Annotated in this window: 12 protein-coding genes; 1 reads left to right on the forward strand and 11 read right to left on the reverse strand. The window is 68.9% G+C overall.

The genetic code is table 11. From position 1 onward, the window contains the following. Positions 1-61: 61 nt before the first annotated feature. From G406_RS52005 to fdxA, 3 genes are read right to left on the reverse strand one after another with little or no spacing between them, the layout of a single operon-like run. Positions 62-1300 (reverse strand): MFS transporter, encoded by a 1239-nt coding sequence (locus G406_RS52005; RefSeq protein WP_245607334.1) that lies wholly within the window; start codon positions 1298-1300, stop codon positions 62-64. Further along, positions 1297-2403: a succinyldiaminopimelate transaminase gene (dapC, locus tag G406_RS0135785; RefSeq protein WP_028937551.1), complete on the reverse strand. Its 1107-nt coding sequence runs from the start codon at positions 2401-2403 to the stop codon at positions 1297-1299. The genes G406_RS52005 and dapC overlap by 4 nt, the downstream gene beginning before the upstream one ends. Positions 2404-2410: 7 nt before the next feature. After that, the gene (gene fdxA, locus G406_RS0135790) at positions 2411-2737 is read right to left on the reverse strand and encodes a ferredoxin (protein ID WP_028937552.1); all 327 of its coding nucleotides are present in this window, start codon (positions 2735-2737) and stop codon (positions 2411-2413) included. A gap of 142 nt (positions 2738-2879) precedes the next feature. Between fdxA and G406_RS52010 the strand changes: the two genes are divergently transcribed. Beyond that, on the forward strand, positions 2880-3911 hold the full coding sequence (locus tag G406_RS52010; RefSeq protein ID WP_051343137.1) for a GNAT family N-acetyltransferase: 1032 nt from the start codon (positions 2880-2882) through the stop codon (positions 3909-3911). Here the strand turns inward: G406_RS52010 and G406_RS0135800 are convergent. The 8 genes from G406_RS0135800 to G406_RS0135835 all read right to left on the reverse strand — a co-directional run bounded on the left by G406_RS0135800 (position 3892) and on the right by G406_RS0135835 (position 11559). Continuing rightward, positions 3892-4317, reverse strand: a complete 426-nt coding sequence (locus G406_RS0135800) for a nitroreductase family deazaflavin-dependent oxidoreductase (RefSeq protein ID WP_037080263.1) — start codon at positions 4315-4317, stop codon at positions 3892-3894. The two genes, G406_RS52010 and G406_RS0135800, sit on opposite strands and share 20 nt — an antisense overlap. 10 nt (positions 4318-4327) lie before the next feature. Continuing rightward, positions 4328-4729, reverse strand: a complete 402-nt coding sequence (locus G406_RS0135805; protein ID WP_051343138.1) for a hypothetical protein — start codon at positions 4727-4729, stop codon at positions 4328-4330. Then, a complete protein-coding gene (mshB, locus tag G406_RS0135810; protein WP_245607335.1) occupies positions 4726-5637 on the reverse strand; it encodes an N-acetyl-1-D-myo-inositol-2-amino-2-deoxy-alpha-D-glucopyranoside deacetylase in 912 nt (303 codons plus the stop codon). The genes G406_RS0135805 and mshB overlap by 4 nt, the downstream gene beginning before the upstream one ends. A 129-nt stretch (positions 5638-5766) precedes the next feature. Next, on the reverse strand, positions 5767-6780 hold the full coding sequence (locus tag G406_RS52015; protein ID WP_037080266.1) for an ABC transporter ATP-binding protein: 1014 nt from the start codon (positions 6778-6780) through the stop codon (positions 5767-5769). Further along, entirely contained in the window at positions 6777-7835 is a 1059-nt protein-coding gene (locus G406_RS0135820; protein WP_028937556.1) for an ABC transporter ATP-binding protein, read from the reverse strand. The genes G406_RS52015 and G406_RS0135820 overlap by 4 nt, the downstream gene beginning before the upstream one ends. Next, a complete protein-coding gene (locus tag G406_RS0135825; protein WP_028937557.1) occupies positions 7832-8764 on the reverse strand; it encodes an ABC transporter permease in 933 nt (310 codons plus the stop codon). The genes G406_RS0135820 and G406_RS0135825 overlap by 4 nt, the downstream gene beginning before the upstream one ends. Next, positions 8757-9755 (reverse strand): ABC transporter permease, encoded by a 999-nt coding sequence (locus G406_RS0135830; RefSeq protein WP_028937558.1) that lies wholly within the window; start codon positions 9753-9755, stop codon positions 8757-8759. Before G406_RS0135830 ends, G406_RS0135825 begins: the two co-directional genes overlap by 8 nt. Positions 9756-9759: 4 nt before the next feature. After that, positions 9760-11559, reverse strand: coding sequence for an ABC transporter family substrate-binding protein (locus tag G406_RS0135835; protein ID WP_028937559.1), 1800 nt, complete (start codon positions 11557-11559; stop codon positions 9760-9762). Positions 11560-11746: the final 187 nt, after the last annotated feature.

The following is an 11746-nucleotide window of genomic DNA, read 5'->3' on the forward strand; positions in this document are numbered from 1 at the left end:
CGGACGTGTGCGACGCGACACCACGGTGTGCGAAGTCATCGGAGATGCGCCGGACGCACAGCTAGCAGCAGGGCGGCGCCGCTGGTTCGTCTGGGACCGAGCGGGGCGGGTTGCCGATCAGCACCGTGGCCAGCAGCTGCAGCAGGGCCGCCGCGACCAGCAGACCCAACGGCACCTTGAAACCGCCGGTCAGGTCGAGCAGCAGGCCCATCACCAGCGGCGCCGCGGCCGCCGTCAGATAGCCGATGCCGAGCGCCAGCCCGGTCACCGCACCGGCGCTCGCCGCGTCCCGGCTCCGCCAGGAGATGATCGACAGGCCCAGTGCGAAGCTGGCACCGGCGCCGATGCCGTTGAGCACGACCCAACCCCACGCGCCGATGATCGGCGGTTGCGGGAACACCAGCGCGCCGACGAGGCCGACCAGCCCGCAGATCAGCGTCGAAGACACCCAGAACACCCAGCGGCGCCGTCGTTCGGCGAGCGCGGACACCACGAACGCGACCGGGAGCTGCACGATGGTCCACAGTGCCTGCAGCAGCGCGGCCCGCTGGTTCGTCCAGCCGAGGGCCTCGTAGTACGGCGAGAGCCAGGTGAGCCAGCCGTAGAACTGGCTGGAGCTCATCGCCATGTACAGCGTCGCCAGCAGCGCGAACCGGTTGCGCCACGGCAGCCGCGAACCTGCCGAACGTTCCTCCGTCGTGCGGCGGAACCTGCGGGCGAGCGGCCACCACAGCCCAGTCGCCAACGCGGCGGGCGCCGCCCAGACCGCCATGGAGACCGACCAACCGCCCAGTCCCACGGCCAACGGGACCGCGGCCGCACCGGACACGGTCGCGCCGATCAGCATCGACACCGAGTAGGCGCCGGTCACCGTGCCCGCCCGGTCGGCCATGTGGTGCTTCACCACACCCGCGAGCAGCACACCGGCGAGACCGATACCCAGCCCGACGAGCAGACTGCCGGCGAGCAGCGACCAGAGCGCGGGGACGATCCGCAGCAGGCTCCCGAGGGCCACGACCCCCACCGACGCACCGAGCGCACGTTCCCAGCCGAGCCGGTGGCCGAGCCACGGCGCGACGAACGAACCCACACCCATCATCACGAGCGCGCTGGACTGCACCAGCCCGGCGGCGCCCGCCGAGATACCGAGGGCGTCGCGGACCGTTTCGAGCAGCGGCGGATAGGCGGACAACCCGGCGCGCAGGTTGACCGCGAGAAGCAGAATCCCGAGCAGCACCATCGCGGCGCGGACCGGCGGTCGCCCCGCCTGACTCGTGGGGCGCTCGTCGAGCCCGGTCACTCCGGCGGCTGCAGCCGGCGTACCGCCTCGTCGATCCGTTCGTCGGTGGCGGTCGCCGCCACCCTGACATGTTCCGCTCCGGCGGGGCCGTAGAACTCTCCAGGTGCCACCAGGACACCGTGCTCCGCGAGACGGCCCACGGTCAACCGACATTGCTCACCGGCGGTCGCCCACAGGTACAGCCCGGCCTCGGAGTGCTCGATCTTCAGCCCGAACCCGACGAGCGCGGCACGCAGCCGCTCCCGGCGGGAGCGGTAGCGCTGCCACTGCCGGTGCACGTGGTCGTCGTCGGTCAACGCGGCGACCATCGCGGTCTGCACCGGCCTCGGCACGATCATGCCGGCGTGCTTGCGCACCTCCAGCAGCTGTGCGACCAGCGCGGGGTCACCGGTGACGTACCCGGCGCGGTAACCCGCGAGGTTCGACGACTTGGACAGCGAATGCACCGCGAGCAGGCCCGTCGGGTCACCGCCGCTCACCGACTCGTGCAGCACCGACACGGCACCGTCACCGGGATCGGACAGCGCCAGGTAGCACTCGTCGGACGCCACGATCGTGCCGCGCTCCCGCGCCCAGTCCACGACCTTGCGCAGGTGCTCGGCGGGCAGCACCCGGCCGGTCGGGTTGGACGGGGAGTTCAGCCAGAGCAACCGGACCGGTCCCGGACCCAGGGCGAACGTCGAATCGGCACGGATCACGTCCGCGCCGGCAAGGCGTGCGCCCACCTCATAGGTCGGGTAGGCCAGTTCGGGCACTCCGACCACGTCGCCGGGGCGCAGCCCCAGCAGGGTCGGCAGCCAGGCCACCATCTCCTTGGACCCGATGGTCGGCAACACCGCGTCCGGGTCGAGCCCGGACACCTCGTAGCGGCGGTGCATCGCATCGGTGACCGCCGACCGGAGCTCCGGGGTCCCCCAGGTGGCGGGGTATCCCGGAGCTTGCGCGGGCTGCGAGGCGGCTGCCGAGGTGATGACCGTCGGTACCTCGTCGACCGGGGTACCGACGGACAGATCCACGATGCCGCCCGGGTGGGCGGCGGCTCGAGCCTTTGCGTCGGTGAGCGAGTCCCAGGGGAAGTCCGGCAGTCGTCGGGCTTCCGTCACTCGTGGCTCACTCGTCGTGCTCCTGCGGGGGAAGCTCGGCGGCGGGCGAGACGTCGCGCTCGATCTTGCCGACCTTGGACGCGCCACCCGGCGAACCCAGCTCGGCGAAGAAGTCGACGTTCGCCTTCGTGTAGTCCTTCCACTGGTCCGGCACGTCGTCCTCGTAGTAGATGGCCTCCACGGGACAGACCGGCTCGCAAGCTCCGCAGTCGACACACTCGTCGGGGTGGATGTAGAGCATCCGCCCGCCCTCGTAGATGCAGTCGACCGGACACTCCTCGATGCACGCCTTGTCGAGGAGGTCGACACACGGCTCGGCGATCACATAGGTCACGGCGTTTACTCCATGCGGTGGGGTTGCTGCGCACTCATCACAGTTCTACGCGTCAGTATGTCTGTTCATATCAGTCTTTGTGCACTGAGGTGGTCCTCAATCACTGTGACTCAGACGATGTCGGTGAGGCAAGATCTGTCGGGTGGCCAGCGTGGACGAACTGATCGGGCGGCGGGTCGCACTGCGGCACCGGGTCGCCACGGACGACGGCCGACCGCTGTTCACCGACTCGGTCGGCGAGCTGACCGACGATGGGCCGGTCGCGGTGCTGGTGCACACGCGGCGCGGTGTGGTGCGGGTCGAGCGGAATGCGGTCGTTGCGGTCCGGGCGATTCCACCGGCGCGACCCCGACGCGCGTCGCTGGGTGCGATCGCGCGGCTGGAGTACCTGTGCGCCGACGCCTGGCCCGCGCCGCTGGTCCGCGAGTTGGGCGGGTGGCGGCTCCGGGCGGCCGGTGGGTTCACCGGTCGCGCGAATTCGGCGCTGGCCGTCGGTGATCCCGGTGTGCCGATCGCGGACGCGTTGTCCCAGGTCGTCGAGTTCGCGCATGCGCACGAACTGCGCCCGCTGGTGCAGGTGGCGATCGACACCCCGTGGCAGCGCGCGATCACCGGCCATGGCTGGGTGCTGCACGCCGACCATCCGGCCGGCGCGAACGTCGCGGTGCTGGTCGCCCCGCTGGATGAACTCCCGGACGGGTCCGTCGCGAGAATGACGCTGAGCATCGACGACGAGCCCGGTGACGGCTGGTGGGAGCTGTCCGGTGACCATCCGATCAGCGAGCCGCAGCGTCAGGTTCTACTCGCACCCGACGTCACGCACACCGGGTTCGGCACGGCGCGGACCAACGGCGAGGTGGTGGGCGCCGTCCGAGCCGTCGTGCTGGAGGACCACCTGTTCATCTCCCGGCTCGAGGTCGACGACCGGTACCGCCGGCGCGGCCTTGGCACGGCGCTGATGGCCGCTGCCGCGCACTGGTCCCGCCCCCGGGGCGGTGAGTGGTGCGTACTGCAGGTCTCCGAGCACAACGAGCCCGCGATCGCGCTCTACCGGCGGCTCGGCTTCACCGTCCACCACCGCTACCAGTACCTACGCCCCCCCGACCTCGTGAGTGTTGAGTGTGGCTATGGCCACACTCAACACTCACGAGGGTTCAGACGCGTTCGAGGATGACGACCGGGATGTCGCGGTCGGTGTTGCCCTGGTACTCGCCGTAGGGCGGGTAGACCTCGATCATGTTGCGCCACAGGGTGGGCTTCTCCTCCGGGCGCGCGGTACGTGCGGTCACGGTGAACTTCTCCGCCCAGACCTGCAGCTGCGCCTCGGGGTTGGCCAGCAGGTTGCGGTACCAGTTCGGGTGCTCCGGCGCGCCGCCGTGCGAGGCGACCAGGAGGTAGCGGTCACCGTCGGTGCCGTAGATCAGCGCGGTGCGGCGCTGGGCGCCGGTGTTGCGACCCGTGGTGGTGAGCAACAGCGTGGGGTAACCGCGCCAGTCGTGGCCCTCGGCGCCGTCTGACTCGACGTACCGCTTGATGTGCTCGCCGACCCAGTCGACCGGGCTGTCCGTCTGTGTAGTCACGCTCCGCAGGCTAGCCCTGCTTCTCCTTGATTACTCGACCCAGCACGTAGGCGCCAGGCACCAAACCGGCGATGACCAGCAACAATGCTGGCCAGGTGCCGGGAAGCATCACATCTCCGCCCGGCCCGAGGAGACCTAGGACACAGATGGTGACCGCCCAGGCGAGGATCGGCCCGCTCGCGCCGAGGGTGCCCTCGGACAGCTCACCGGCCCTGCGGATGAGCCACGGGGTGGTGACCAGCGCGACCAGCGCGCTGATCGGAACCGGGTATGCACCGATCATGAACGTGACGAAGACCAGCTCCAGGATGGCCAGCAGCACCGCGTCGACGACGAGCAGGCCCAGGATCATCAGGTCGTTGATCCGCTCGTCCGGCGGCGCCCAGTCGTCCAGGGTGTCGTGGGCGTTCATCGCACCTCGATTCCGTCGAAGAGGTCGGTCTCACCGGTCACCGGCCGGGGCGAACCGTCCGTGTCGACGAGCGTGAAACATTCGTTCCGGAGCAGCGGCTGGGCGATCTCGTTCGTCAACGCCCACGCCAGCCGGGTACCGGACTGCCACACGGTCAGCTGGGTGGCGTGCGCGCGCAGCGCCGCGACCTTCGCCGGCAGCCACGGTTCGACGTCCAGTCTGGTGCTGATCGTCTGGTCCGGCACGCTGGGCAGCTCACCGGCCTTCGCCAGCCGCCACGGCAGACCCTCCTGCTCGGCGCCGACCAGCTCGTCGAGCCCGCGTTGGATGTCGGAGTGCGGGGTGACCGTCCAGTAGATCTTGCGCACACTGCTCGTCGCGGCCGAGGCGGCCATGGTGATCTCGTGTGCCCGCACGTGATCAGGATGCCCGTATCCGCCGCCCGGGTCGTAGCCGACCACGACCTGCGGTTGCACCTCGTCCATGATCCGCGCCAGCGCGGCGATCTGCGCATCGCGGGCCTCGGCGGAGGACAGTGCCCTCGGGTGCAGCAACTCGGGCGGCGGCGCGGCGGCGTGCACACCGTCGGCGACCACCATGCCGCTGTCGCGCCACTGTCCGATACCGCCGAGGAGACGCTGGTCCGACAGTCCGAGCGCGGCGGCAGCGGCTCTGAGCTCACCGATCCGGTAGCCGCCGAGCTGGTCGGCCTGCTCCGCGACCAGCCCCTCCAGCTCCGGCACCATCACCTCGCCCTGCTCGCCGAGGGTGCAGGTCACGAGCGTGACGTGGGTGTCAGGGTCGGCGCAGTAGCGCGCGATCGTGCCGCCGGTCGTGATCGACTCGTCGTCCGGATGGGAATGCACCAACAACAACCGACGCCGAGCGCGGGGAATCCGATCAGACACCGGCGAAGCCTACGTGCAGCGGCACCGGCGACACTTCGCAGACTCTGATGCTGCGTCGCAGACACTGCAGCATCTGCGACACGACATGAAGGTTTGCGACGTGATGGCAGCGAGGTTGATGGGGCTGGATCAAGCTGATCGCCGGGTTGCCTGGGCCAGGGGTTCGGGGAAGTGGCAGGCCGTCTGGTGGCCTTCGGCGTCCTGTTCCAGCGGGGGCTCCACCTCGGCGCAGAGGTCCTGGGCCTTCCAGCAGCGGGTGCGGAAGCGACAGCCGGACGGCGGGTTCACCGGGCTGGGCACGTCGCCGGTCAGCACGATCCGTTTGCGCGAGCGTTCCGCCACCGGGTCCGGCAGCGGCGCCGCGGACAGCAGCGCCTGCGTGTAGGGATGGCGCGCGCCGCCGTAGATCTGCTCGCGGGTGCCGGTCTCGACGATCTTGCCGAGGTACATGACTGCGACCTTGTCCGAGATGTGCCGAACCACGGACAGGTTGTGCGCGATGAACAGGTACGCCACGCCGAGCCGTTCGCGCAGCTCGGCCAGCAGGTTCACCACACCGGCCTGCACCGAGACGTCCAGCGCGGACACCGGCTCGTCCAGGATCACCACCCGGGGCCGCAGCGCGAGCGCCCTGGCGATGCCGATGCGCTGGCGTTGGCCGCCGGAGAACTCGTGCGGGTAGCGGTTGCGGTGCTCCGGGTTGAGCCCGACGGTCTGCAGCAGCTCGTCGACCTTGTACTGGACGTCCTCGGCCTGGCCGTGGATCTCGAACGGCTCCGAGACGATCCGGTTGACCGTCCAGCGCGGGTTGAGCGAGGCGTACGGGTCCTGGAAGACGATCTGGATGTCCTTGCGCAGCGCGCGCATCCGGGCCGGTGACGCGGTCGTGAGCTCCTCACCGCCGAACACGACCGAGCCCGCCGTCGGTTCGTGCAGCCGCAGGATGCAGCGCCCGACCGTCGACTTGCCGCAGCCCGACTCGCCGACCAGCCCGACCGTCTCACCGGACCGGATGTCCAGCGACACCCCGGCGACCGCGCGGACCTGGCCCACGGTGCGCGGGATGATCCCGCCACCTCGGACCGGGAAGTCCTTGACCAGGTCGCGGATGGCCAGCAAGGGTTTGGTGCTCGAGCCGTTCATTGTTCCTCCCCCGGTGCCACCAGGTCAGCGGCCGGAGCTTCGCCCAGCCCGATCTCGGCTTGGTCGAACAGCTCGCGTGCGGTCCGGTCGCCGCTCAGCTCGTTCCACCGGTAACAACGCGACCAGTGGTCGGTCCCGACGTCGAACAGCTGCGGCTCCGACTCCAGACAGCCCGCGTGCACGAGCGGACAGCGCGGGCCGAACGAACACCCCGGCGGCAGGTGCAGCGGCGAGGGCGGCGCGCCGTGGATCGGGGTGAGCCGCTTGCCGACCTGGTCCGGGTTGGGCACCGAGCCGAGCAGACCGACCGTGTACGGCATGCGGGGATGCGCGAACAGCTCGTCGACCGACGCCGTCTCCACGACCGTGCCGCCGTACATGACCTGCACCCGGTTCGCGGTCCCGGCGACCACACCGAGGTCGTGGGTGATCAGCATGATCGACGCGCCGCTGCCGGTGGACAGCCGCAGCAGGGTGTCCAGGATCTGTGCCTGCACGGTCACGTCCAGCGCCGTGGTCGGCTCATCGGCGATGATCAGCTCGGGTTCGTTGATGAGCGCCATCGCGATCATCGCGCGCTGCCGCATGCCGCCGGAGAACTCGTGCGGGTACTGCTTCGCCCGCCGGTCCGGCTGCGGGATACCGACCTGGTCCAGCGCCTCGACCGCCTTCGCGCGGGCCACCTTGCCGGACACCTTGTGGTGCGCCCGGTACGCCTCTGCCAGCTGCCAGCCCACCTGCAGGACCGGGTTCAGCGAGGTCATCGGGTCCTGGAAGATCATCGCCACCCGGTTGCCGCGCAGTGTCCGCAGCTCCTTCGCCGAGCGTCCGACCATCTCCTGCCCGCCGAGCCGGATCGAGCCGTGCACGGTCGCGGTACGCGGCAGCAGCCCCATGATGGCGCTCGCGGACACCGACTTGCCGCAACCGGACTCCCCCACGATCCCGAGCACCTCGCCGGATTCCAGCGAGAACGACACGTTCCGCACGGCGTGCACGACACCGTCGTCGGTGCCGAAGTCCACCGACAGGTCCTCGACCTCCAGCAGGCTCATGCGCGGACCCTCCGCTGACGGGGGTCGAACGCGTCGCGCAGACCGTCACCCATGAAGTTCACCGACAACGAGATCAGCACGATGAACACGAACGGGAACCAGAACAGCCAGGGCAGCGTGGCCAGCTCGTTCTTGTTCTCGTTGATCAGCAGCCCGAGCGAGGCGTCCGGGCGCTGCACGCCGAGCCCGATGAACGACAGCGCCGACTCCAGCAGCACCGCCTGCGCCACGGTGACCGTCGCGTTCACGATGATGACGTCCACGGTGTTCGGCAGGATGTGCTTGAACACGATCCGGTTGGTCGACGCCCCGAGCGCCCGCGCCGCCTCGACGAACTCCTTCTCCCGCAGCGAGAGCACCATGCCTCGCATGGTCCGCGCGATCGGGAACCACGAGGTGAACAGCGCCAGCACCAGCGCCACGGTGAGCCAGTTGCTCTGGTTCTGCGCGGACGGTGCCACGCTGAACGACTGCCTGGCCAGCACCGCGGTCACGACGAGTGACGGGATGCACAGCATCAGGTCGATCAGCCGGCTGATCGCGGTGTCCGTCCAGCCCTTCAGATAGCCGGCGAGCGCGCCGAGCACCACGCCGAGCAGCGTCGAGATGGCCGCGACGGTCAGCGCGATCTGCAGTGACAGCCGCGTCCCCGAGATGACGGCGGCGAGCATGTCGCGGCCGATCCGGTCGGAGCCGAACGGGTGCGCCCCACCGGGAAGCGCCTTGGCATCCGGGCCCGGCGACAGGCCGACCGTCCAGATCAACGGTCCGACGAAGGCGAACAACAACAGCAGGGCGAACAGGGCCATGCCGAGCACGGCGGCCTTGTGCCGCAGGAACCGGCGCAGCACGGTCTTGGCCTGGGAGCGTGCCTGGCTGTCGGCGAACCCGGTGGCGTCCGCGCCGGCCGACGGGATGAGGTCAACCAAGGCGAATCCTCGGGTCGAGGTAGGCGTACACCAGGTCGGCGATCAGGTTGAACGCGATGATCACGATGGCGGTGGCCATCATCCAGCCCTGAACCATCCAGGGTTCCCTCTTGGTGATCGAGTCCACGATGAGCGCCCCCATACCGCGCCAGCCGAACACCGTCTCGGTGATCACCGCGCCGCCGATCAGCACGCCGAGGTCCAGCGCGAACACGGTGATCACCGGGATCAGCGCGTTGCGCAGCGCGTGCCGGACGACCACCCGCGCCGAACCGAGCCCCTTCGCCCGCGCGGTCCGCACGTAGTCGGCGTTCAGCGTGTCCAGCATCGACGCTCGTTGGAACCGGCTGAACAGCGCGAACTGGATCGCGATCAACGACAGCACCGGCAGGATGTAGGCACCGGTGTACTGGTAGACGAGCTTGCCGAACCCACCGCTGAACCCGCCCGGTGGCGGCCCGGCGGTGACGATCCAGCGCCCCAGCCCGAGGTTCTCCAGCCAGTTGTTCAGCTCGATCCCACCGAACTTCAGCATCACCGCGACGCAGAACAGCGGCATGGAGAACATCAGGAACGCCGCACCCGTGGCCGCGTAGTCGAACAGCGAGTACTGCTTGACCGCGCCCAGCGCCCCGATCGCCATGCCGATCAACAGGGCGAGCACTTCCGCGACGATCACCAGCTTCAACGTCACCCACAGCGCGCGCCCGATCTCGGTACGCACGTCGACGACGCCGTTGCCGGGGATGATCGTGGTGCCCCAGTCCCCGGTGACGAAGCCACCGGCCCAGTCGATGTAGCGCTCCGGGAGCGAGCGGTCCCAGCCGATCCGGTGGTACTCGGCGGCGACCTGGTCCGGTGTCCGAGGCTGGAGGGTCTTCCATTCCTCCAGCGGGTCGCCCATCTGCGTGGTCAGCCCGAACGTCAGCACCGACGCCACGATGAGCAGCGGGATCGCGATCAGTACCCGCCGGATGGTGTAGTGCAGCATCGGGCTACTGCGTCTTCGTCCAGGCGAACGCGTTCCACATGACCCCGCCGGTCGCGCCCACGTAGCTCACCGGCGAGTACGCCCGGTCGGATGCGGAGAAGTCGGTGAGCTGGAACAGCGGCAGGCTGAACATGTCCTTGGCCATGATGTCGTCGATCTGGTTGAGCGTTGCCATCCGCTGGGCGAAGTCCAGCTGCGAGTTCGCCTTGTTGAACAGCTCGTCGACCTGGGGGTTGCTGTAGCTCGCGTAGTTGGCGACCCCGCCGACGGCCTTGCTCTGGTAGTTCGGCGTGACGGTGAACTTCGTGGACGAGCCGACCCAGGCGAACAGCGCGGCGTCCCAGTCACCGGCGGGAAGCTGCTGGTCGTTGAACGCCTGGCCGCCACCGTCGGTCATCTCGATACCGGCCGGCTTGCAGCTGCCCGCCATCAGCTGCACCGTCTGGTTGCGCCGGTCGACAAGCTTGTGCCCGACCTTGAAGCTGGCCCGCTGGCCGTCCTTCGCGTAGACGCCGTCCGGGCCGAGCTTCCAGCCCGCGTCCTCCATGAGCTTCTTGGCCGCGTTCACGTCACCGGTGCCGACGCCGGCGTAGTGGTCCTGGTAGCCGGCCTCGTTGGGGTTGATCAGGAAGTTGCCCAGCGGCTTCGCCTTGGGGTCGACACTCTTGATCAGCTTGTCGACGATGTCCTGCCGGTTCACGCACGCGGCGACCGCGTGCCGTAGCTCGGGATGGTCGCGGAACAACGGGCGGGCCATGTTGAAATCGACGTGCTCGTAGGTCTGGCCACCCCGGGCGAACACGGTGAAGTCACCGCCCGCACGGACCTGCTCGGCGACCGTCGAGTCGGCCTGCGGCGCGATGACCTGCACCTCCTTGTTCAGCAGCTGCTGAACCATGGCCTGGGAGTCGGTCACCGCCCTGACCGTGAGCTTGGCCGGGCCGGCGGGGTTTCCCCACCACTTGGGATTGCGCACCAGCACGACCTGCTGGTTGCGCACCGAGCTCTGCAGGATGAACGGACCGGCGGACAGGTCCACCGCCGGGTTGAAGTCGTTCCACCCCTTGGTGAAGAACTCCGCGGCCTTACGTACTTCCGGGGTGTCGGAGTCGACCGGCACCTTCGTGATGTCCGGGATGCCGGTGCGCTGTTCCAGGATGTGCGCCGGCAGCAGCTGGCCACCCGCCTGGGACGCGACCGACCACAGGCCCCGGTAGTCGGCGAACGGCGTCTTGAAGGTCACGGTGACGGTCTTGCCGTCCGGTGTGCAGTCGAACTTGGAGATCTGGTCGTAGCCGGCCGGACCCGAGTCGAACGCGGGCGAACCGTTGATCTTCACCGGGGTCGCGGCCGCGAGGTACAGCAGGTACATGTCCTTGCAGCCGACCGGTGCACCGTCGGACCAGACCGCATCCGGGCGCCACTTGTACTCGATGACCTGCGGATCGGTCGACTTGACGGTCACCGACTCCATGTAGTCCTTGTCGATCTTCAGGCTGAAGTCGCTGTCCACGTAGTACGGCGAGGGCGTCCACAGTGGGATGAAGTACTGGTTGGCGATGCTGTTCGCGGAGCCGATGTTGTTGTTGTAGTCCTGGAAGGTCTCCTCGATCGACACCGAGATGTCGCCGATGTCAGGGACCTTCGGTCGGGAGAACGGCTGGTCCGTCGCGCCGATCGCGGCCGGGGTCAGGTCCTGCTCACGGCTGACGTCGTCGCCCCCGGAGCCTCCGCTGCCGCCACCACAGCCCGCCAGTACCAGTGCAACCGCCGCCAGAACGGCGACACTCCTGAGTCTCGGCATAGCAGCGCCCTTCCCCCTGTGTGTGGCGCCCATCATGGCGCGGTTGTTCGCTCAGCGCGTATGCGGGGGCAGGTTATGACCTTGACTCACGCTTGTCACCCCATCCACTGACTGATGCGCAAACTGGCAAGCTCAGGTTGCGCACCGGCACGACAGCGAGTCCCATATCCCCTTACTGACGAGTTAC

Origin of the sequence: Actinospineispora spinosispora DSM 44797, assembly GCF_000429025.1 — a bacterium.
GTDB lineage: Bacteria > Actinomycetota > Actinomycetes > Mycobacteriales > Pseudonocardiaceae > Pseudonocardia > Pseudonocardia spinosispora.

Bases quoted from the DNA above. Each gene is read 5' to 3' on its own strand.
- G406_RS0135835 (WP_028937559.1), bottom strand. From the start codon at position 11,559: ATGCCGAGACTCAGGAGTGTCGCCGTTCTGGCGGCGGTTGCACTGGTA.
- G406_RS0135830 (WP_028937558.1), bottom strand. From the start codon at position 9,755: ATGCTGCACTACACCATCCGGCGGGTACTGATCGCGATCCCGCTGCTC.
- G406_RS0135820 (WP_028937556.1), bottom strand. From the start codon at position 7,835: ATGAGCCTGCTGGAGGTCGAGGACCTGTCGGTGGACTTCGGCACCGAC.
- G406_RS52015 (WP_037080266.1), bottom strand. From the start codon at position 6,780: ATGAACGGCTCGAGCACCAAACCCTTGCTGGCCATCCGCGACCTGGTC.
- G406_RS0135805 (WP_051343138.1), bottom strand. From the start codon at position 4,729: ATGAACGCCCACGACACCCTGGACGACTGGGCGCCGCCGGACGAGCGG.